Here is a 19,883-nt window from a genome sequence, read left to right as displayed (position 1 = left end):
GGGCCCGGGGGCACGCGCTGCTCCGGATAGGTGCGTGGTTGCTCGCCGGGGCGCTCGTTCTCGGGGCGGCGGTGTTCGCGTATCCACCGCCGCAGACCCGCGTCGCGGGCGGCGAGGACCGCTCGCCGTCCGGGCCGGTGCAGACGCGGCAGGGGCCGATCACCGGCGTCTACAACGACGAGCGCACAGTCGAGGTCTTCGCGGGCATCCCCTATGCGCAGGCTCCGGTGGGGGATCTGCGTTGGCGTGCGCCGGAGCCGCTGAAGCCGCGCGAGGGCGTGTTCACCGCAGACCGGTTCTCCGCCGTTCCGGTTCAGAGCACCTCCACGTTCTTCACGCGGGCGCTCTCGCAGATCGTGGAGGTACCCCTGGAAGGCACGCTCCTCAATCCGTATCCCGTGAGCGAGGACAGTCTCTCCCTCAACATCTGGCGGAGCACGACACGCGCCCCGGAGCACCTGCCCGTGCTCGTCTACATCCCGGGCGGCGGCTTCGCGACCGGCTCCGGCGCGCTCCCCCTCTACGATGGCGAGTCGCTCGCCTCCCGGGGCGAGGTGATCACCGTCACGATCAACTACCGACTGGGGGTACTCGGCTTCCTCTCCCATCCCGAACTGTCCGCCGAGTCCGCGCACGACGCGTCGGGCAACTACGGCATCCTCGACCAGATCGCCGCCCTGGCGTGGGTACGCGACAACATCGCGGCATTCGGCGGCGACCCCGACCAGGTCACCATCGCGGGCGAATCCGCCGGGGGCGAGAGCGTCTGCATCCTCGGTGCGACACCGCTCGCCGAAGACCTCGTCGACGGCATCATCGCCGGCAGCGGAGCGTGCATGGGCACCACGGGGAACACCGAGCGCGGCGACCAGACTGACACGCGCGAGGCGGCAGAGGATGCCGGCCGCCGCCTGAGCGAACAACTGGGAGGGGCAACCATCGAGGAAATGCGCGAAATGCCCGTCGAGCGCCTCGTGGACGCGGCGGGGGCGCTCGATGCGCACTGGCAGCCCTCCGTCGACGGCCACGTGCTCGACCGATCGCCGGCGGAAACCTACGCGTCCGGAGAGCAACTGGACGTGCCGACCCTGGTCGGCAGCAACGCGGACGAGGCCTCGCTCGCGCTGGCCAGCCCACCGGACACCGACGTCGACGAGTACCGGTCGTCCGCACGCGAGACATACGGTGAGGATGCGGATCGGTTCCTCGATCTGTATCCAGGGGAGACAGCGGAGCAGGTTCTCGAATCGCTCCTGCGGGCCGAGACCGACAAGATCATGACCCGAGCCATGCGGCGCTGGGCCCAGTTGCAGACGCAGACGGGTGAGTCGGACGCCTACCTCTACTTCTTCTCACACATCCCTCCTGAGAAGGGGCTTGAGAAGTACGGCGCCTACCACGGCGCCGAGGTCGCGTACGCATACGACAACCTCGGCGCCGACAGCGCCGCCGACTACACGGAGACCGACTACCGGCTCCGCGACCAGATGAGCGCGTACTGGGTCAACTTCGTCCGCACCGGCGACCCCAACGCACCAGGCCTGCCGGCCTGGCCGACGGTCGCGCAAGCGCCCGACCAGGTCATGGAGTTCGCCGGCGGCAGCGGGATGGCACCCCGCCCACGCTCCGACGCCGTCGACTTCTGGATGGAGTACGACGGGCCGATCCCCTAGACGAGCACGTCCAAACGACCCCGGGTTGTCGGCGTAGGCGAAGGGTGGTGGGGGTCCCCCCGTCTGGAATAGGCCCGTTCGGGTATGCGCGGCTGGCCAGCGCTTCGCTCCGAGGCCTGTCCCAGCCTGCGAGGTAGGAATGCCGGAATCATCGCCGCGCCGTGCACGGGGCGGGTGCCACCCCCCGGGTGACGTCGTTGAGTTGCGGGTGCACGGCGTGATGGGTGCCGGCGCGGATGACATCCTGGATCGGCCGCACGTGCAGCGGGTCGCCGGCGACAGCAAGGGCGGCTTCTACCGGCCCCGCAGAGGCTATGGCGACTCCCGAGGCGCCTGCGGCGTGGTGTTGGAGACATACCGGTGGAGCGATCTCCGCAGCGGAGCCGCCGCGAGGACACTGTCGCTGGTGTTGCTGTTGCCGTTCATGGCATGCAACGTGGCCGCATGGATGCGGCCGAGGGCGACGGTCAGCGGCAGTGTGGTCTGGGTGGGCTGCAGGCTGGTCGGCCTGAGCCTCACGGCCCTGTACGTCCTGTCTTTCGTCGGCGTGGCGTTGGACCTGCTCGCCTGCAAGTGCATGTCCCTGGATAGTTGCCTCGGAGGCCGGACCTGGCTGTCCTGGCTCGGCGGTCAACCGGTCGGATTGCGCATTGCGCTGTTGTCGCTGGTGCCCGTCGCCGCGATCTGGGTGTTGTGGCTGGTGGGCTCCCGGTGCCCTCGCTGGTACGACGACTTCATCCCACCTACGGGTGAGCCGGCCGACACGGCACTGGGCGCGATCGGGACACGTCACACCACGCCGGGAGTGGTGCGACTTCGCTCCATCCACGTGGCGACCGGTCTCGCCGTGCTCGATCTCAGTCTGATTGCGACGTTGTGGACCGCTCGTGGACCGAACCTCCTCGACGTCCTGCTCTTGCTCTGCGCTGCGCTCATCCTTGTCGCCACTGTCGTACTGGTGTGCGTACCTTCCGTCATCGACGCCGTAGCCGGCACCCCGGCGGTCGATGGGGTGGTCCATGCCCTGCGGTCGACTGCCGTGGTGGTGACGATCGCCGTCATCGGACGGGTCGCGTTCGACCGCAGCGAATGGCCCGCCGAAAACGGACTGCCCGGCCACGACGTCGCGGTCGTCCTGCTCTTCGGGACGCAGGGCGTCCTACTCGTGCTGATCGGGGTCGCCGCGCTGGTGGGCCGGGAGGGCAGCCTGAGGAGGCTCCGCTGGTCGGGTGCGCCGCTGTTCGCGTGTCTGGCGGTGGGACTGGCGGTCAGCTTCGCCACCGAATTCAACTACCGCGTATCGGACTACCTCGACCGCGACCAACCCACCCCCGACGTGCTGCCCACCAGCCCTGTTCTGGCATACAAGTGGACGATGTTCGGGTTCTTCGTGTCGGTCATTGGCGCAGCGTTCGCGGGTGCGGTGATGGTGCTGTTCACGCGGAGGCACCGACGACGGTCAGCGGACGACATCGTCGCGCGCGACTTTCCTGAGGCAGATGCGGGGACGGCCCGACGGCGGGCACAAGTGCGCGACGCAATCGCCCGGGCGCAATTCACGGAACGGCTGTTTCCGCTCGGAGTGACCTACTGCTGCCTCGTCGCGCTGAGCATGGGTTTCACCGCTCTGGCCCTGGACGAACTGCAGCCCAGTGTCGCCGTGGAGGGCCTGGTCAGCCTGCCGTCCGATTTCGTCAGCGCGGGCACTCAGTTGGGAAGCTACCTGATGGCGTTGCTGTTCGTCGGCCTGTTCTTCGGAGGATTGTTCGCCTACCGTACGACCACTTTTCGTCGCTATATCGGTATGCTCTGGGACCTCGGGATGTTCTGGCCGCGCGCCGCTCACCCCTTCGCCCCACCGTGTTACGCCGAGCGCGCCGTGCCCGAACTCGCGTCCCGTATCAGCATGCTGGTCCGGCAAGGAAGATGCGTGCTGGTAGCGGCGCACAGCCACGGATCGGTCCTCGCTCTGGCGAGCGTCCTGCAACTAGAGCCGTCCGTGCTGTCCAAGGTTGCCCTGCTGACGCACGGTTCCCCGCTGAGATGCCTCTACAGCACGCTGTTCCCGGCGTACGTGGGCAGAAATGTGCTGAGTGAGGCCGGCCGCCGATTGGGCTGGCGATGGGTGAACCTGTGGCGTGACACCGATCCCATCGGCAGTTGGATCTTCACGTCCGGACGCGGGGGTGACGACGACGCGCTGCGGCAGCGGTCCGAGGTGGACCGCCGGCTTCGGGATCCGCAGGATCTCGATGCCCGAGGCCGTGACACGGTTTGGCCCCCGATGTGCGCTCATCAGCCGTGCGTGACGGACGACCGATACGAGGCGGCGGTCTGCGAGCTGTCCGAGCGGCTCCGGACCGGCTGAGGTGGTGCAGCTGTCGCCGAACCTCAGGCGCTGCGGCGTGTGGTTCCACCGGCCTGAGGTGCGAAAGAGCCGCGTGTGCCGGTCACCGATCGAGCGGACGACGTCGCACGAGACAGCGTCCGAGGTTGTCGTAAAGAGCCCGCCCGGCTCCCGCCGGGATGCCCCTGGCAGGAGGCGTGCCGGGGACAGTGACCTGCGGTGTGAGCGGGGGTGAGCCGTCACGCGAGATGGGGTCAGTGGTCGTCGGGATCGATGTAGCGCTCGGGGTTGGTGGCAGTGTTGTGAGGACCGTGGTCCGATGGCAGATCGTGCAGCCAATGGCGCAGACCGGGGTCGGTGGTGAGGGTCCAGGCAGGGCCGGCGGGGTGCTCGTCGTGCAGGCCGGTGGCCACGGGCATAGCGGTGGGCACCCCGGCGAGGGCGTCGAGCAGGCTAGCCTCACGGCGGCGGTGCGGCACGCGCAGCAGGACGGGGTATCGAGGGCCGAACTCGGCGAGCCGCTCGTAGGCGCGCAGCTTGCCCAACACCCTGGCAAGCGGTTCGGTGCCGTTGTCGTTTTCGAGGAAGAATCCCACGGTCTGCCCGCAGGCGGTCCAAATGCCGTGACCGTCGGGGCGGATCTTGGCGAGAGCGTAGGCGGCGGTGGCGGGCTGCTCGGACCACCAGCGCCACAGGTGGGCACGCGAGTCGGTGCGGGTGTAGGCGACCAGGTCGACGAAGAGTTGGTTGACGCCGAGCAGGTGCCGCAGCGGAGGGCTGCTGATGATGCGTTCGGTGCGTTCGATGCTGCTGCGTGGCGGTCGAGTGTCCGGCCGCTCGGGATCGATGTAGGTGGTCGGATGTACGAGCATCCCGAGCGGGCCGAGGGTGTAGAGGTGCTGGTTATCGCCGGTGGCGACGTCAACGGACCGGTGCACGGCGTCGATGCGGGTGCAGGGTGTCCAGGCGCAGCTGGGCCGAGCGTTCCGACGGGAACAGCGCCCGGGTGATCTGGGCGGTGGACAGCACGTAGTGCTCAGCGAGCCACGGGAGGAGCTCACGGTCGAGCAGGGTCAGCCGCCGCAGTTGCGACAGTCGCTGAGACTTGTTGGACGGAGTTCGGGACGACGACGGACGGAACAGGGGAATGGAGGAATCGCTGTTCATAAGGAGTTTCTTCAGGGAGTAGAGGGACGGGACCTCTTCCGCGGAGAGGAAGCCTGGAACTGTCGCCCTGATGACGGTGGACGGTCACGGGCGGCGTGCTGCGTTGACAAGCCGCATCCGGGCGCCCGTCAGCGGCACGGGTGGTGCAGGCTCAGTGAAGCCGCAGCAGAGGGCGTCAAGGTCGCGACCACGACCTGCGCTTCACCTGCTCCGCAGTCACCCCGCCCGCGGCCGGCCCGGACAGGCTCGCCCAGCAGCCCGTCCGGGCCGTGCCGCCGAACCGTGACCGACCGCCCGGCCAGAAGCCGAAGCTCGCCAGCTCGTGCGAGTAGCCCTCCTGCATCACCGCGGGCGGGCAGTTGGGCACGCCGCCCGGGTGGGCCGGGGCGACGCGGCCGGAGAAGCGCGTATAGGCCAAATCCATCGCTCCCCAGAAGAAGTGCACCGGGCTTGCCTTGCCCACGAACTCTGAGCGGAAGCGGCCGAGGACGCGTTCGGCCTGCGAGAGTTGCTGCCAGAAAAGTCGCGCGGCCTCCCCGTCGTACGACTTGTTCTTGTGGTCGTCGGCGAAGGGGATCGCGATTTCGACCTCGTTGGGAATCGCATGGATCTGCGGCTGGAGTCCGAGCGCTGCCAGTGCCTCGAAGGTTTCGAGGTAGAACGTCGCGACTGGCTTTGGTTCGAGCGCGATGGCGCTTGAGCCGCCGTCGCTGGTGCGCAGGTGAAGCCGGTGATCGAGGAAGTCGAACTCGATGTCGGAGGCCCCCTCGCGGTACGGCACCGGCGACGTGGTCAGGCCGCGCGCGGTCGGATAAGGCGTGACGTGCCACCAGTGGTTGACCGTCGGCGCGACGGCCATCCGAATCTTGCCAATGATCTGGATCCACATGTGCAGCGTGTCGCGGGTAGCCGCCCAGTCCGCCACGCGCAGCCCGGGCCATGGGCCCGGTGATCGCGTTCTGCATCGCCCTAACCCTCCCAGCCGGTCGACGTGGCCGCCTTGAGAATGATCTCGGCCACTGCGGTGGGCTCTGAGGCGGGGATCGCATGCGATGCCCCAGGAAGTTCCACGTTGGCGCGAGCATCGGCACGCTCGGCCATGAAGCGGTGTGCCGCGAGCGGGATGTTGTAGTCCAGCTCCGGGTACACGAACCAGGACGGCACGGTCTTCCACGCCGGTTCGCCGGAGCCCTCGATAAGCGCCGTGGTGTTAAGCGGGCGCTGGGCGGCCGCGTCGACGGCGGCTCGCTCGGGCGGGACATCGGCGGCGTCGCCGGACAGGCTGCGCAACGGATTGGGCCCGGCGACGACCGGGTAGCCGTCGGCGTGCAGCTGCTGGACCACTCTGTTCCAGCTGGCGGACTCGGCGAACGCGCCGGGACAAGGACGATGGTGGATTTCATTCCAGTACCTTTCATCGGGTCGGCACAAGGGCGGACAGGAAGTTGGCGGCCTTGCGGATCGCCTCGGCCGCTCGGATTCCGCCGAGCGTGCAACCCGGCCAGTTGCTCGGCGATGGCGCGCAGCGGCGAGGCGGTGATCTAGCCACGCTGCGCGGCGTCGGTGGTGTACTGGTCGCAGTACCACTGCATGACGTCACGGCACAGGAAGCAGCCCTCCGCGAACTGCCGGTACGAGCGTGTGTCGAAACTTGCGTCGGTGACCGGGGAGAACAGACCTGCCCGGCGAGCGGGACGTCGCCGTGCTGCTTGGCAGCCAGGATGAGAGCGATGGCCGCGTTCCCGCCGACGGAGTCGCCGGCCATCGTGAGGCGGCCGGGTCGAGCCCGTGGGTGGCGTCATATATAACGACCCACTGCGCGGCGGCGTAGTTCTCCTCAACTTCGATCGGGGTGGCGGGTCAGCCCTGTGTCTGACGGCAGGGCTGACCCGCGTGGTCGCAGGACGGCTGAAGACGGCTCCGCCCGCAAGTACACAGGACGGCCTTGGTCTCGGCGCGCGGGCCTTCCGGCGGGTGCGCGCTCAGCTCTCCCTGCACGATCAACTGTCCGACGAAGTTGCGCGTGATCTGCGTGGGCCGGTCTGGGTCTCGGCCCCGCCGTCCACGAGTTCGTACTGCAGCGCCCCCGAGGGGCAGCGCCGCACCACTTCGGCCAGGCGCTCGGCCTCGGCACCGTCGGGCCGAATCCACGGGCGCTGGCCCGTGTCGAAGACCTCCGGCAAGCCGCGGACGCACTCGGCGGCGTGCAAGCAACGCCTCGCCTCGAAGGTGACAGTGATCTTCTGGCCCTTGTACGCCTTCTTGCTGGCTCCGCTGCTCATAGCGGCCTCCGTCGTCGCGTCGTCGCCATGCTCGGCCATCAGTCACTGACCCTGCTGTAGGCCTGGTACACCAGGTCCTGATACTCGGGGTGCCTGGCGATCCACCCCGCGATAAATGGGCAGGTGGCCAGGACCAGCAGGTTCGCGGCGCGCGCCTCGTCGAGGGCGGTGCGGGCCAGTGCCGCCCCGACTCCCCTTCCCTCGTACTCCGGCGAGACCTCGGTGTGTACGAACACGACGAGTTCCGCGGTACGGATGTACTGTGCGACGCCCGCGACCTTGGACTCTGCGTCGACGCGGGCCTCGTATCGCTTGGCCTCGGGGACATCACTCACTCTTACTGCCACGTGTTCTCCATGTGTCTTTAGCGTGGATCTCAAGCCACGGTGGTTCGGTTTCGTTGATGTGTCACTCAGTGTCACCGGCCTCCGGGCCCGGGGCCTGCTTTCGGGACTTGGTGGACAACGCGTCGCTGGACGTCGCCAAGTTGTGCGGGCACAGTCGTCGCCGCGTCGTTCCGGTAAACGCGGCGATCCCGCGGTCACCCCCCAGTTTCCGTCAGCAACCGGCCGCGACCAGTGACACCGCGTCACATGCGGTGATGACACAGCGCCACTACCGGACCGGCTCGTAGGCGCTTCCAGGAGGCCTGTCCAACCCCCGATGGGTGTCCTGCTCGCAGATGGTGGCTTCTCCCGGAGCTCACGTTCGGGACGTGCCGCTCGCGGCGCCTGGGTGACCTGCATCCCAACCCCTTGCCGAAACGCGCCGCTGAGTTGAGAGTTCAACTCAGCGGCGCGTCGTCCGCACCAGCAACGGAAGGGCATGTCATGACCAGGCAATTAACAGGCCGTAGCTTTCGCTTCGACCTGGGTGACCTGAAGGTGCGGTTCACCTTTGATTCGCCGACCCAGGGCAGCTTCATCGTGGTGCAGGGCGCGGGGCTCGCGCCCGACGGTCACGCTGAAACGGTGGCTCTGAACCTGCGGGAGATCCGTGAAGGTGTGTATCTGAACTCCTGGACCGAGGCGAGCGGGGCCACCGTTACGCACCTGGAGGACTTCGAGAACGGGACGGTCTATTCCAATGTGACCGTCGGCGGCAAGCTCTACAACTTCGTCGGAACGATCAAGGAGGCCTGAAGATGACCCAGCACCCCGTGACCCAGGACGATCAGGCACAGCGCAACACTGAAATTGTACTCACCGCGATGCGAGAGTTGTTCGCGGAGAAGGATCTCACCGCGATCGACCGATACTGGGCCGAACCGTACGTCCAGCACAGCCCGCAGATGCCCAACGGGCTGGACGCCTTGCGCAATGTCGTCCCGGGGCTGGAGGGCTTTTCCTGGGAACCGCAACGGGTTGCCGCTCAGGGCGATCTGGTCTTCACCCACAGCATCGTCCGTGGCTGGGCCCCGAACCCGGTGGCCATTGTCGACATCTTCCGGCTGGAGAACGGACGTATTGTCGAACACTGGGACGTCGTCCAGGACATCGTCACCGCCGAGGCGTCCGCCAACGGCAACGCCATGGTGTAGGCGCCCGAAGGTCGACATGCCGGTGCGTCGACGCACAATGAACACCGTGACGATGCGACGTGACGACGACCTCGACCGGGCCGCGATATGGCAGGACTTCGTGCTGGCGGCCCACCTCCTCGAGGTCGCGCTGGAACGACAGTCCCAGCGCGACGGGAACATCTCGCATGGGCACTTCAAGTTGCTGGTCCTGCTGAGCGCTGCGGAGAATCAGACGCTGGGCCTGAAAGCGCTCGCCGGCATGCTGCGCTTCTCGCCCAGCCGCGTTAGTCACACGCTGAACGTCCTGGAACGCCAGGATCTGGTCACCCGGAACCGTGTACCAACGGGACGGCGTGCCTACGAAGCCACCTTGACCTCGCAAGGTCGGCTGCTCGTTGCGCGCGTGCTACGCGCGCAACGAGCAGAAATTCGAGACGTCCTTTTCGGCAGCCTGGGTGCAGCTGATGCCGCCGCCCTCGGCAGGATCAGCGCGCGTGTTGTTCGAGTGTTCGACGAGGCAGAAGCCTAGTACAGATGCGACAGGATGGTGTGGTGGCCCAGTGCTATCCAGTTACTCTCGGGCGGGTGTGCCGGAATTCAATGAGAACAGTTGGGCTGCGGGTAAAGCGCGTTTCATTAGTAGTTGCGCGCCGGGTCAGGTCACGGCGTGGCGGTGATCGATATAGGGTGAGGTCTCCGGTATTTGGTACTACGACGAGGAAGCACCACGCACCGGAGACCTCGTGGTCACCCTGGCGGTGACGAGGCGGCACGACGGACCAACGCGCACTGGGCCGTGTTTGCCCTGCCGCTACTATCTGCGCCGCCGGTCAAGGGTAGTCCGCCGAATGGCGCCCACGGAGCACCGGCGGGCTCTCACGGACAAACCTCGGACGCCGTCTCGTGCGACGTCGTTCGTTCGATAGGTGACCGGCTCTTTCGGGCACTGAAGGCCGGTCGAGCCACACTCCGGAGCGCCTGAGAGCGCATTTGGTATGTGGGTCGGTCAGGTGTGTCTCACAGTGAGTCCGGTCGATGGAGGTAGCTCGGCCGATCGACAGGAATGGATCGTTTGCGGCGGTAACCGTCTGACCTGACCGACGCCGAGTGGGAGACTGCCCGACGAGGAGATCCACCTTCCGAGTTACGATTTGTCACCAGCACCCGAAGAACTGCGATCCGCTATGACGGGCATGAGAGCGCGCGCCAGCGATCCGCTGTCTCTGTCGACTGGCGACCCGATTGGATTACAGTTCATCGAGCCAGTCGTGCGGTTTGACCCTTTCGGAGAGTTCGCAGTAGCTTCGAAGCCGCCACATCAAGGAGTTGGGGTGGGATGCTTTGTCTCAGGCATGTGAGCTGGTAAGTTGAATGCATGAACACCCACGCTAAGCGTGGATGCTCCAAATATGTGTTCATCCCCCCTCGGACACCAGTTTTTGTGGGGATTCGCGAGAGATCAACCGATCTCCGCGAATCATCCAGAAAAGACAAGCACCCACGCGCATAGCAACCATCGGGGGACGGTTCCCGCTGCGCTGATATCGGCGCGACTCCGCTGGCAGTGGCCATGAGTCGCCGACCGCACCCCCCACACCGCGACGTCGAGCAGCTCGTCGACGCGCTCATACCCGCCCCGCTGCCGGGCACACCGCCGCAACCGGCGCCCCTGCCGACGTTGCCGTCACCCCCTAACCAGAGCACCCATGTGCTGTTCGACGTGGCCCGCCCCGATGCCGCCGGCCGGGTCACCGCCCGACCGCTGCTGCGCGCCCTGGGCTGGACTCCCGGCCTCGCCCTGCACGTCGACGTGGTGCACGCCGCCGTGCTCATCACCCCGACGCCAGCCGGCGCGCACGTCGTGGGCACCCGGGAGGAACTGCCCCTGCCGGCCGCCGCCCGCCACCTCTGCGGCATCACCGCGGGTGAACCGGTGCTCCTGGCCGCCTTCGTGGGTCGGGATCTGATCGTCGTGCACCCCTCAAACACCATCGCCGCAGCCCTTGCGGGCCTGCACGCCCGCATCCTCGGAGAGCCCCGATGAGCGCTGACCCCAACCGCGTGAGCACCGCCCTCGCGCTGCTGAAGCACCTTGGGCTCAGCCCCGCTGATCTCACGGGTGCCGACCCGCGTCCGGTGCCGACTGTCGCCGAATACCTGCCGTGCGTCGTGGCGGCGGCGAGCCCGGGCACCCGGCGCACCTACGGCAGCTACTGGCGACGAATGGCCGACGGACTGGGGGAGCGGCGTGTCGACGAGGTGGCTGCCACCGACCTGGAAGCCCTGATGCGGCAATCCACCGCCGGCGCCCGGTCCCGGCGCAACTCCCGCCAGGGTCGGCACGCCGGCGAGCACTTCATCGCCGCGGCCCGCGCCTTCTACAACCGGGCCATCGCCGACGGGTATCTCGCGGCCGTGGACAGCCCCGCCCACCGGGTCCGCAAACCCCGCCGGCTGCCCAACACCCGCCGCGCCCTCACCGCCGACGAGCTGTATGACATCAACGCCGCCGCGCGCAGTGGCGGCAACGACATCATCCTCGACGCCCTGCTGCTGCGCCTGCACACCGAAACCGCCTGCCGACGCGGCGGCGCCCTCGCGCTACGCCTGATCGACCTCGACACGGACCGTGCCCTGATCCGCTTGAGGGAGAAGGGCGGTACGCAACGCTGGCAGCCCATCACGCCGACGCTCGCCGCCCGTCTGATCGAGCATGCCCAGGCCCGCGGGGCCGTCACGCCCACCGATGCGCTGCTGCGCTACCGCAACGGCCGGCCCGTCAGCTACCGCCGCTACGACGTGCTGTGGGCCCGCATCGGCCGACAGTTGCCGTGGGTCGCCGCCCAGGGGATCTCCACGCACTGGCTGCGCCACACCACCCTCACCTGGGTGGAACGGCATTTCGGCTACGGTGTGGCCCGCGCCTACGCTGGACACACCGACAGCCGCGGACCCGCCACCACCACCTACATCAAAGCCGACCTCCAGGCCGTCGCCACCGCGCTTGCAGCCCTCACCGGTCACCCACACCCACTGGCCATCGAACAGCAAGGGCTTCCACGGCCACCGGCCTAACCTGGGGCCGCTGATTCAACAGACGTGACCAGTTCGAACGCTACCGATCCCGCACTACGCGCGAGGCCGATGGAATCGATAACCTGCGCGTCACGTCAGGTTTCAGTGGACGCGACACGTCGAAGCCGCTCCGCTATCCGCGCAGGCGGGTCGCGATCCGGTCGGCCTCATCGGCGTCCAGGGGGTAGGGGCTGCCGTGCAAGATCGGGCCGGTGATAACGGCGGGGCCAGTGACCGGCGGCGAGCCGTGCTCGGCGGCGAGCAGGCTCGCTGCGGGGTTGGGCTGCCCTGGTCGGGCCCGGCCAGGGCTGTCCTCGGCGTGCCACAAGGTCAGGTCGGTGCCGAGCCTGGTGGATCGGATGTTCTCCGAGCCGAGCAGTCGGGCCACCTCCTGTACGAGACTCATCCCGAAGAAGGGTGTCGTCACTTGCTGGACGCTGCCGACGGTCACCAGGAGCAGCTGGGCCGTCTTGTCACGTTCATGTACTTTCCGGGGATCACTTGGCCCGCCTGTCGACGCGGTCACGGTCTGGCTGGACGTGGCCTGAGGCTGAGCCGGCCGGGACGCGCGCTGTATCAGCACGACGATCCCGCTCACCACGGTGGCCAGCAACGCCACCGCCCCGAAGGGCACGGCCAGCATGAAAGGCCACCGCCAACCGACCGCCCGCCCGACAAGCACCCCCGCCACGGGCCCGAGAACCAGCGCCAGCACCACCACGGCGGCGACGAGGGGTGTTACCCACACGCGTCGTGTCCCCATTTGCGCCACCAGCATGGCCGTGACGCCCCATGCCAAACCGGCCCCGAACCCCGTCACCGCGCGGCCGAGTAGCAGCAGAGCCTCCCCCGAGGCCAGCGCGGTCAGCAGCGACCCGGGAACCAGCAGCACGATTGCGGGCAACGCTACGGCAGTCGGCCACCGCCGGCCGACGAGAGCGCCGACCGCAACCGCCAGCACCGCCGGCAGCAGGTAAGCGACGAAGATCCAGAAGACTGCCGCGGTCGGCAGGCCCATGTCCCGCTGGATCGCAACCCATTGCGGCCCGACGGTGACGGCGAGCAAGAAAGCACCTAGCGATGCAGCGAGTGTCGGCCCGATCAGCAGCCAGACTGGGCGGAAAACGGGCGGCCGGTCACCGATCACGACGGAGGGTGAACCGTACGGGGGAACCTGGTTGGCGGTGCTGGGGAAGGGCGCGGTCACGCCGGCGAATATACCGACCCGGAGGCTCTGTGGAGTCCGAGCGCGGCGGCCGCCTCCCAGATCCGCAGTGCGGCGGCACGGTCGGCCGGATCGCACCCGCCTTGGCGGCTGTCGGGGAGCTGAAGCGTTGCTGAGCTGCCGCTAGTGAAATATCACATGGCCTTTGCGCGGTGCGTATGGCGGAAAGCCGAGGCCTGGAGTGCGTCCGGCACTAAGCGTGAACAGTGGGATTTTTTCGAACCAGCATTCCTTGAGCAGTGCGGAATGTGACATAGTACTGTCATGTCCTCCTCGCGGTCGGTGCTCATCGTCGGCGCCGGCATCGTCGGCGCCGCGATCGCCCGCGTCCTGGCCCGGTCGGGCTGCGACGTGGTCGTCGTCGACCGCGGTCCGAGCGCTGGCGGTACGTCGGCGAGCGGCGAGGGCAACATTCTCGTCTCCGACAAGGGGCCTGGCGTCGAGCTGCGGCTGACCCAGCGCTCGCTGCGCGCGTGGACCCGGGTGCGCGAGGAACTGCGCGATGAGCTGCCCGACGGTTTCCCCGACCTGGAGCTGGATCACAAGGGCGGTTTGGTGGTCGCCACCACCGCGACCAGCGCCGAGGCCCTACTGGCGTTCGCCGAGAGTCAGCGTCGCGCGGGGGTGCAGGCCGAGTCGGTGGACAACGCTCGCGCGCTCGAACTGGAGCCCGACCTGACCCGGGACTTCACCGCTGCGGTCTTCTATCCACAAGACGCCCAGGTGCAGCCGGTGGTGGCGACCGAGGCGCTGCTGGCGGCGGCCCGGCGGCACGGAGCCCGGGTGCGTCAGGGCGTCGAAGTGGTCGGCGGGGTCGTCCGGCATGGACGCCTCACCGCCGTACGCACCAGCGCCGGCACGCTCGCCGCGGACAGCGTCGTGATCGCCGCCGGCCCCTGGTCGGCCGCCGTGGCCGAGCGGCTCGGCGCGCCCGTCCCGGTGCGCCCCCGGCGCGGTACTGTCCTGGTCACCTCGCGGATGCCGGCCCGAATCCGACGCAAGGTCTACGACGCCGACTACGTGGGCGCCGTCGGCTCCGGCTCGGCCGACCTTCAGGTATCCAGCGTGGTCGAGTCGACCGCAGCCGGCACCGTGCTGATCGGCTCGTCCCGGGAGAGGCGTGGCTTCGACGACCGGATCGAGGCCCGGGTGCTGGCCGCCCTGGCCGCGAAGGCGCTGGTGCTGTTCCCGTTCCTGGCTGACGCGCAGGTGATGCGGGCGTACGGCGGGTTTCGCCCGTTCGTCCCCGATCACCTGCCGATCATTGGGCCGGACCCGCGGCTGCCCGGCCTTTGGCACGCCACTGGCCATGAGGGCGCCGGGATCGGCCTGAGCCTCGCCACCGCCGACCTGCTCGGCGACCTGCTGCTCGGCGGGGAGACGACAAACGATTTCCGGCTCGACCGGCCGAGCCTGGAAGGAGTCGTGTGATGCCGCTGACGGGCCCACACCGGATGGATGACGCGCCAGCCGAAACGATCCGGATCGAGGTGTCCGGCGAGCCGGTTGACGGCCTGGTCGGCCAGACGATCGCCGGAATCCTGTTGTCCGCCGGTCGGACGTCCTGGCGCCGTAGCCGCACCGGCCGGCCGCGTGGCATCTTCTGCGCTATCGGGGTGTGCTTCGACTGCCTCGTGGTGGTCAACGGGCTGCGCGACGTGCGGGCCTGCCAGCGCCGCGCGGTCGACGGTGATCAGGTCGAACTCCAGGAGGACGACGGTGCCTGAGGTGCTCGTGGTCGGCGGCGGCCCGGCGGGGATGGCGGCCGCCCTCGCCGCCCGCCGACGCGGTGCCCGGGTTGTGCTGGTCGAGTCCGGCGACGACGTCGGCGGCCAGTACTGGCGGCACCTGCCCGCGTCCCGGGCCACCGACGCCGAGCGGGCGCTACACCACGGCTGGGAGAGGTTCCGGACGATGCGTGTTGCGCTCGCCAACGACCCCGGCATCGAGATCGTGTCGTCCGCGCACGTCTGGTCGGTCGACCGCCGGGACGATCAGCCGCCGTTGGTGCACCTGCTGGCCGGTCCGCCGGACGGGCAGGGCCGCGCGGCCCGCACATTCGACCCCGCGGCGCTGGTCCTCGCAACCGGTGCGCAGGAGCGTACGCTGCCGTTCCCCGGCTGGGAGTTGCCCGGCGTCAGCACTGCCGGCGCGGCCCAGGCGTTGGCCAAGGGGGAGCGGGTGGCGGTCGGTCGCCGGGTGCTCGTCGCCGGCTCCGGCCCGTTCCTGCTTCCGGTCATGTCCAGTTTGGTCCGTACCGGAGCCCGAGTGGTCGGGGTGTTGGAGGCGGCGGGCTGGTCGCAGCTGAGCCGCGGCTGGGGCGCGCGGCCGTGGCGGCTGGTCGGCACCCAGGCCAAAGGCAGCGAACTGGCCGGGTATGTGCGTGATCTGATCAGCCACCGGGTTCCATACCGGGTCGGTACGGCCGTGGTCGCGGCCCACGGCACCGACCGGGTCGAGGCGGTCACCGTGGCCCGGCTGGCACCGGACTGGGCGCCGGTTCCCGGCACCGAAACGACCATCGAGGTGGACGCCGTCTGCGTGAGCCACGGCTTCGTCCCACGCACCGAGTTGGCCATCGCAGCCGGGTGCGTGGTGGACGGCGTGGTCGTGGTGGACGCGCACCAGCGTACGTCCGTGCCGGGGGTCCTCGCCGCAGGCGAGCTGACGGGGATCGGCGGCGTTGATCTGGCCCTGGCCGAGGGCGAGATCGCCGGCGCGGTCGCCGCCGGCGGCGCGCCCCCGCCCGGGGCGGTGCGCACCCGCGCGGTCTTCCGCGAGTTCGCCGGCCGGCTCGCCGCAGCGCACGGCATCCGACCTGGTTGGCAGTCCTGGGTGGACGACACCACCACGGTCTGCCGCTGCGAGGACGTCACCGCTGGCGACCTGCGGTCGGCTGTCCGGCTGACCGGGTCGCGTGGGGTGCGCTCACTCAAACTCACCACTCGCGCGGGCCTGGGCATCTGCCAGGGCCGCACCTGCGGCCAGGCCGTCGAGGAGATCCTCGCGTCCGCCACCGGGCCGGCCGGACTGCTCGATGCCGGCCGGACCGCTAACCGCCCCCTCGCGGTGCCCCTGCGGCTCGGCGAGCTCGCCGCCGCAGCAGATCCGACTCAGTGGCCAGGGCGTCCAGACCGACGGGGCGGCCGTACCGGTTGAGCCGCTGTGCGACAGACACCAGATCAGCCACCCCCCACCGCCCTACCCAACCAGGGCATTGGCCCTGAACAACATCAACCTTAGGGAGGTTCAATGAGTACCGAACCGATCAACCTTCGCGGAGTCATTGTCGCCACCGCGCTGCCCTACAAGGAGAACCCGTCCGCGCCGGCCGGGCTGGAGGTCGACTACGACCGGTACGCGGCGCACTGCGACTGGCTGATCAGCAAGGGCTGCCGCGGGGTCGGGCCGAACGGTTCGCTGGGCGAGTACTCCTCGCTGACCGACCAGGAGCGCCGCAAGGTCGTGCAGGTAGCGGTGGAGGCGGTGGCCGGTCGCGGCCTCGTGGTGGCCGGCGTGCACGGTACGGGCTGGCACCAGGCGAAGCACTGGGCAGAGCTCGCCGCCGACGACGGCGCCGACGCGGTGCTCGCGCTGCCGCCCACTACGTACCGGGCCAGCCGCGCGCAGGTCGTCGAGCACTACGCCCGGATCGATGAGGTCGGCCTGCCGATCATGATCTACAACAACCCGATCGATACGAAGGTCGACCTGGTGCCGGACCTGGTGGCGGAGATTGCCAAGCTGCCCAACGTGTCGGCGATCAAGGAGTTCAGCGGCGATGTGCGGCGGCTGTTCGAGATTGCCGAACGGTGTGACATCGACGTGGTGGCGGGCGCCGACGACGTGCTCTTCGAGCTGATGGCGGACGGCGCAGTGGGCTGGTTCGCGGGCTTCCCGAACGTGTTCCCACGCGAGTCGGTGGAAATCTACGAGCACATGCTGGCCGGCCGCTTCATTGAGGCCCGGGAGCTCTACAAGCACCTGGTCGCGGTGTTCCGCTGGGATTCGCGTACCGAGTTCGTGCAGGCCATCAAGCTGAGCATGGAGATGGTCGGCCGGTATGGCGGCCCGTGCCGTCCGCCGCGCGGCCCGCTCACCGCCGAGCACGCCGCGCAGGTCCGCGCCGACACCGAGCGGGCCATCGCGGGCCTGGGGGCGTACCCAGCGGTGGTGGCCTGACATGCGGGCGTCGCGGTTGTTCCACGCCGTGGACTCGCACACCGAGGGGATGCCCACCCGGGTGGTGACCGGCGGGTTCGGCGTGCTGCCGGGCGCGACGATGAACGAGCGGCGGCTGCACTTCATCGCACACCTGGATCACCTGCGGCGCCTGCTGGTCAACGAACCGCGGGGACATGCGGCGATGAGCGGGGCGATCCTGCAACCGCCGACCCGTCCGGACGCGGACTTCGGGGTGCTCTACATCGAGGTGTCCGGCTGCCTTCCGATGTGCGGGCACGGCACGATCGGGGTGGCCACCGTCTTGGTCGAGACCGGGATGGTCGAGGTGGTTGAGCCGGTCACCACGATCCGGCTGGACACGCCGGCGGGGCTGGTGACCGCCCGGGTCGCGATCCGTGATGGGCACGCGGAGAGCGTCACTCTGGAGAACGTCCCGGCGTACTGTGACCGGCTGGACGAGACCATCGAGGTACCCGGCCTCGGCTTGGTGCCGTACAGCCTGGCGTTCGGCGGCAACTTCTATGCGATGGTCGAGTTGGAGGCGCTCAGGCTGCCGTTCGACCGCAGCCACAAGGCCGAGATCCTGCGGGCCGGCTTGGCCATCATGGACGTGATCAACCAGAGCGCGCCGCCGAAGCACCCGACGATCGACGGCGTGGACCACTGTCACCACGTGGAGTTCATCGCTCCTGGCTCGAACGCCCGGCTTTCCCGGCACGCGATGGCGATTTACCCCGGCTGGTTCGACCGGTCGCCGTGCGGCACCGGCACCTCGGCCCGGATGGCCGAGCTGCACGCCCGCGGGGAGCTGGCGATCGGCCAGGACTTCGTCAACGAATCCTTCATCGGCAGCCGGTTCACCGGTCGGCTGGTAAGCGAGACCAGGATTGGGGACCTCCCCGCCGTTCTACCGACGATCACCGGCCGTGCCTGGGTAACCGGCTTCGGGCAGTACATGCTGGACCCGACCGATCCGTACCCGGCCGGGTTCGAGTTTTGAGGAGGAGCTTCGTGTCTGTCGACGCAGTGCTCACGGCCGCAGAGGCGGCCCGTACCCCGATGCGCCGCGCGACCCCGGAGCGCCGGGCGGCGTGGCTGGACGCGGTGGCGGCGGCGCTGGAGGCCGCGTCCGCCGAGTTGACCGACCTGGCGGCCGGCGAGACCCATCTGCCGCTGCCGCGGCTGACCGGTGAGCTGAAGCGGACCACCTTCCAGGCCCGGCTGTTCGGGCAGGAACTGCGGTCCGGCGAGCTCCTTCAAGTCCGGGTCGATCCCGCTGACCCGGACTACGGCATGGGCCCTCGCCCCGACCTGCGCCGCACCGTGGTCCCGATCGGGCCGGTGCTGGTCTTCGCCGCGAGCAACTTCCCGTTCGCATTCAGCGTCTTCGGCGGGGACACGGTGTCCGCGCTGGCGGCCGGCTGCCCGGTGGTGGTCAAGGCGCATCCGGGCCACCCGGAGCTGTCCCGGCGCACCGCCGACCTGGTGGTCGGCGCGCTCGCCGGGGCGGGCGCGCCGGCTGGCGCGTTCGCACTGATCGAGGGTGTCGAACCGTCGCTGGTAGCGCTGCGTGACCCGCGGATCAAGGCGGTTGGCTTCACCGGCTCCACCAAGGGTGGCCGGGCGCTGTTCGACATCGCCGCGTCCCGGCCCGAGCCAATCCCGTTCTACGGCGAGCTGGGCAGCGTCAACCCCGTGGTGGTCACCCCGGCAGCGTGGGCCGAGCGGGGCGCCGGGATCGTCCAGGGCTGGGTCGGCTCGCTGACCCTCGGCGCCGGCCAGTTCTGTACCAACCCGGGCGTGATCCTGGTGCCGGACCCCGACGGCTTCGTCAATGCGGTGGACCTGCCGGTGCCCGGCCGGATGCTCACCGCCGGGCTGGAGGAGGGCTTCGCCGAGGCGGTACGCCAGGTGGGCAGGCACCCAGGGGTCCGCGCGGCGGTTGACGGCCCAGCGAACGAGCAGGGCGTGCACGCCAGCGTGTTGAGCATCGACGCCGCTGACGTGCTGGCCGACCCGGCGGTCCTGGAGGTCGAGATGTTCGGGCCGGCCGGTCTGGTCGTCGGCTACGCGTCGCAGGACGAGTTGCTCGCGGTGCTACGCCGGATGCCGGGGCAGCTCACCGGGACGATCCAGGGGCACAGCTCCGGGACCGATCCGCTCGCGGTCGAGGTGGCCGACGCGCTCACCGAGACGGCCGGCCGGATCGTTTACAACGACTGGCCGACCGGGGTGACGGTATCCGGCGCGCAGCAGCACGGCGGCCCGTACCCGGCAACCACGGCGCCGACCTCGACCTCGGTTGGCCTGGCGGCCATCTCCCGGTTCCAGCGTCCAGTGGCGTTCCAGAGCGCACCGGCCGCGTTGCTCCCGGTGGAGCTGCGCGATCGTTGAACGGGGATACTTG

General features: G+C 69.1%; 19 protein-coding genes and 1 pseudogene. 13 read left to right on the top strand and 7 right to left on the bottom strand.

The genetic code is table 11. The annotated features are described in order from the left end of the window. Together ACIBF8_RS11395 and ACIBF8_RS11390 are read left to right on the top strand one after the other, a co-directional pair. Nucleotides 1-1,673 (top strand): carboxylesterase/lipase family protein (locus ACIBF8_RS11395; protein WP_396782455.1); only part of this gene is annotated, 1,673 nt, incomplete at its 5' end. Between the two features lie 208 nt (nucleotides 1,674-1,881). Next, nucleotides 1,882-4,041 carry a hypothetical protein gene (locus ACIBF8_RS11390; RefSeq protein ID WP_396782454.1) on the top strand — a complete coding sequence of 720 codons (2,160 nt, stop codon included), beginning with the start codon at nucleotides 1,882-1,884 and terminating at the stop codon, nucleotides 4,039-4,041. 233 nt (nucleotides 4,042-4,274) lie between these two features. Here ACIBF8_RS11390 and ACIBF8_RS11385 read toward each other — a convergent pair. The 6 genes and pseudogenes from ACIBF8_RS11385 to ACIBF8_RS11360 all read right to left on the bottom strand — a co-directional run bounded on the left by ACIBF8_RS11385 (nucleotide 4,275) and on the right by ACIBF8_RS11360 (nucleotide 7,816). Beyond that, nucleotides 4,275-5,187, bottom strand: a pseudogene (locus ACIBF8_RS11385) (replication-relaxation family protein). Between the two features lie 175 nt (nucleotides 5,188-5,362). Continuing rightward, the gene (locus ACIBF8_RS11380; RefSeq protein ID WP_396782492.1) at nucleotides 5,363-6,118 is read right to left on the bottom strand and encodes a DUF5996 family protein; all 756 of its coding nucleotides are present in this window, start codon (nucleotides 6,116-6,118) and stop codon (nucleotides 5,363-5,365) included. 38 nt (nucleotides 6,119-6,156) lie between these two features. Beyond that, a complete protein-coding gene (locus tag ACIBF8_RS11375) occupies nucleotides 6,157-6,531 on the bottom strand; it encodes an alpha/beta fold hydrolase (RefSeq protein WP_396782453.1) in 375 nt (124 codons plus the stop codon). A gap of 70 nt (nucleotides 6,532-6,601) precedes the next feature. Then, on the bottom strand, nucleotides 6,602-6,952 hold the full coding sequence (locus tag ACIBF8_RS11370; RefSeq protein ID WP_396782451.1) for a hypothetical protein: 351 nt from the start codon (nucleotides 6,950-6,952) through the stop codon (nucleotides 6,602-6,604). 235 nt (nucleotides 6,953-7,187) lie between these two features. Next, complete coding sequence (locus tag ACIBF8_RS11365) at nucleotides 7,188-7,508, bottom strand: (4Fe-4S)-binding protein (protein ID WP_396782449.1); 321 nt, start codon at nucleotides 7,506-7,508, stop codon at nucleotides 7,188-7,190. Continuing rightward, the gene (locus tag ACIBF8_RS11360; protein ID WP_396782448.1) at nucleotides 7,508-7,816 is read right to left on the bottom strand and encodes a GNAT family N-acetyltransferase; all 309 of its coding nucleotides are present in this window, start codon (nucleotides 7,814-7,816) and stop codon (nucleotides 7,508-7,510) included. Before ACIBF8_RS11360 ends, ACIBF8_RS11365 begins: the two co-directional genes overlap by 1 nt. Before the next feature lie 483 nt (nucleotides 7,817-8,299). Here ACIBF8_RS11360 and ACIBF8_RS11355 point away from each other — a divergent pair, with 483 nt between their 5' ends. The 5 genes from ACIBF8_RS11355 (at nucleotide 8,300) to ACIBF8_RS11335 (ending at nucleotide 12,066) form a co-directional block, all read left to right on the top strand. Next, nucleotides 8,300-8,611 (top strand): MoaF-related domain-containing protein, encoded by a 312-nt coding sequence (locus tag ACIBF8_RS11355; RefSeq protein WP_396782447.1) that lies wholly within the window; start codon nucleotides 8,300-8,302, stop codon nucleotides 8,609-8,611. A gap of 2 nt (nucleotides 8,612-8,613) precedes the next feature. Then, the gene (locus tag ACIBF8_RS11350; protein WP_396782446.1) at nucleotides 8,614-9,009 is read left to right on the top strand and encodes a nuclear transport factor 2 family protein; all 396 of its coding nucleotides are present in this window, start codon (nucleotides 8,614-8,616) and stop codon (nucleotides 9,007-9,009) included. 52 nt (nucleotides 9,010-9,061) lie between these two features. After that, nucleotides 9,062-9,520: a MarR family winged helix-turn-helix transcriptional regulator gene (locus ACIBF8_RS11345; RefSeq protein WP_396782491.1), complete on the top strand. Its 459-nt coding sequence runs from the start codon at nucleotides 9,062-9,064 to the stop codon at nucleotides 9,518-9,520. A 1,041-nt stretch (nucleotides 9,521-10,561) separates the two neighbouring features. Then, nucleotides 10,562-11,035, top strand: a complete 474-nt coding sequence (locus tag ACIBF8_RS11340; protein ID WP_396782444.1) for a hypothetical protein — start codon at nucleotides 10,562-10,564, stop codon at nucleotides 11,033-11,035. Continuing rightward, nucleotides 11,032-12,066 carry a tyrosine-type recombinase/integrase gene (locus tag ACIBF8_RS11335; RefSeq protein WP_396782442.1) on the top strand — a complete coding sequence of 345 codons (1,035 nt, stop codon included), beginning with the start codon at nucleotides 11,032-11,034 and terminating at the stop codon, nucleotides 12,064-12,066. Before ACIBF8_RS11340 ends, ACIBF8_RS11335 begins: the two co-directional genes overlap by 4 nt. 133 nt (nucleotides 12,067-12,199) lie before the next feature. On the opposite strand, the gene ACIBF8_RS11330 is transcribed toward ACIBF8_RS11335, so the two are convergent. Beyond that, nucleotides 12,200-13,273: an MFS transporter gene (locus tag ACIBF8_RS11330; RefSeq protein WP_396782440.1), complete on the bottom strand. Its 1,074-nt coding sequence runs from the start codon at nucleotides 13,271-13,273 to the stop codon at nucleotides 12,200-12,202. Between the two features lie 282 nt (nucleotides 13,274-13,555). Here ACIBF8_RS11330 and ACIBF8_RS11325 point away from each other — a divergent pair, with 282 nt between their 5' ends. From ACIBF8_RS11325 to ACIBF8_RS11300, 6 genes are all read left to right on the top strand, one after another. Then, nucleotides 13,556-14,722 carry an NAD(P)/FAD-dependent oxidoreductase gene (locus ACIBF8_RS11325; RefSeq protein WP_396782438.1) on the top strand — a complete coding sequence of 389 codons (1,167 nt, stop codon included), beginning with the start codon at nucleotides 13,556-13,558 and terminating at the stop codon, nucleotides 14,720-14,722. Beyond that, on the top strand, nucleotides 14,722-15,018 hold the full coding sequence (locus ACIBF8_RS11320) for a (2Fe-2S)-binding protein (RefSeq protein ID WP_396782437.1): 297 nt from the start codon (nucleotides 14,722-14,724) through the stop codon (nucleotides 15,016-15,018). The genes ACIBF8_RS11325 and ACIBF8_RS11320 overlap by 1 nt, the downstream gene beginning before the upstream one ends. Beyond that, a complete protein-coding gene (locus tag ACIBF8_RS11315) occupies nucleotides 15,011-16,450 on the top strand; it encodes an NAD(P)/FAD-dependent oxidoreductase (protein ID WP_396782435.1) in 1,440 nt (479 codons plus the stop codon). The genes ACIBF8_RS11320 and ACIBF8_RS11315 overlap by 8 nt, the downstream gene beginning before the upstream one ends. A 93-nt stretch (nucleotides 16,451-16,543) precedes the next feature. Further along, nucleotides 16,544-17,473: a dihydrodipicolinate synthase family protein gene (locus ACIBF8_RS11310; protein WP_396782434.1), complete on the top strand. Its 930-nt coding sequence runs from the start codon at nucleotides 16,544-16,546 to the stop codon at nucleotides 17,471-17,473. A gap of 1 nt (nucleotide 17,474) precedes the next feature. Then, complete coding sequence (locus tag ACIBF8_RS11305) at nucleotides 17,475-18,476, top strand: proline racemase family protein (RefSeq protein WP_396782433.1); 1,002 nt, start codon at nucleotides 17,475-17,477, stop codon at nucleotides 18,474-18,476. A gap of 11 nt (nucleotides 18,477-18,487) precedes the next feature. Beyond that, entirely contained in the window at nucleotides 18,488-19,870 is a 1,383-nt protein-coding gene (locus ACIBF8_RS11300; protein ID WP_396782431.1) for an aldehyde dehydrogenase (NADP(+)), read from the top strand. Nucleotides 19,871-19,883 lie beyond the last annotated feature (13 nt).

It is taken from the genome of Micromonospora sp. NPDC050276 (assembly GCF_044459545.1).
Taxonomy (GTDB): Bacteria; Actinomycetota; Actinomycetes; order Mycobacteriales; family Micromonosporaceae; genus Micromonospora.
The sequence above is the reverse complement of the archived record's forward strand: the minus strand, read 5'-3'. Positions and strand labels throughout refer to the sequence as shown.

Excerpts from the sequence above, each read along its gene's own strand:
- ACIBF8_RS11370 (WP_396782451.1), bottom strand. The coding sequence starts at position 6,952 with ATGGCCGGCGACTCCGTCGGCGGGAACGCGGCCATCGCTCTCATCCTG.
- ACIBF8_RS11365 (WP_396782449.1), bottom strand. The coding sequence starts at position 7,508 with ATGGCCGAGCATGGCGACGACGCGACGACGGAGGCCGCTATGAGCAGC.
- ACIBF8_RS11355 (WP_396782447.1), top strand. The coding sequence starts at position 8,300 with ATGACCAGGCAATTAACAGGCCGTAGCTTTCGCTTCGACCTGGGTGAC.
- ACIBF8_RS11350 (WP_396782446.1), top strand. The coding sequence starts at position 8,614 with ATGACCCAGCACCCCGTGACCCAGGACGATCAGGCACAGCGCAACACT.
- ACIBF8_RS11345 (WP_396782491.1), top strand. The coding sequence starts at position 9,062 with ATGCGACGTGACGACGACCTCGACCGGGCCGCGATATGGCAGGACTTC.
- ACIBF8_RS11340 (WP_396782444.1), top strand. The coding sequence starts at position 10,562 with ATGAGTCGCCGACCGCACCCCCCACACCGCGACGTCGAGCAGCTCGTC.
- ACIBF8_RS11335 (WP_396782442.1), top strand. The coding sequence starts at position 11,032 with ATGAGCGCTGACCCCAACCGCGTGAGCACCGCCCTCGCGCTGCTGAAG.
- ACIBF8_RS11325 (WP_396782438.1), top strand. The coding sequence starts at position 13,556 with ATGTCCTCCTCGCGGTCGGTGCTCATCGTCGGCGCCGGCATCGTCGGC.
- ACIBF8_RS11320 (WP_396782437.1), top strand. The coding sequence starts at position 14,722 with ATGCCGCTGACGGGCCCACACCGGATGGATGACGCGCCAGCCGAAACG.
- ACIBF8_RS11310 (WP_396782434.1), top strand. The coding sequence starts at position 16,544 with ATGAGTACCGAACCGATCAACCTTCGCGGAGTCATTGTCGCCACCGCG.
- ACIBF8_RS11305 (WP_396782433.1), top strand. The coding sequence starts at position 17,475 with ATGCGGGCGTCGCGGTTGTTCCACGCCGTGGACTCGCACACCGAGGGG.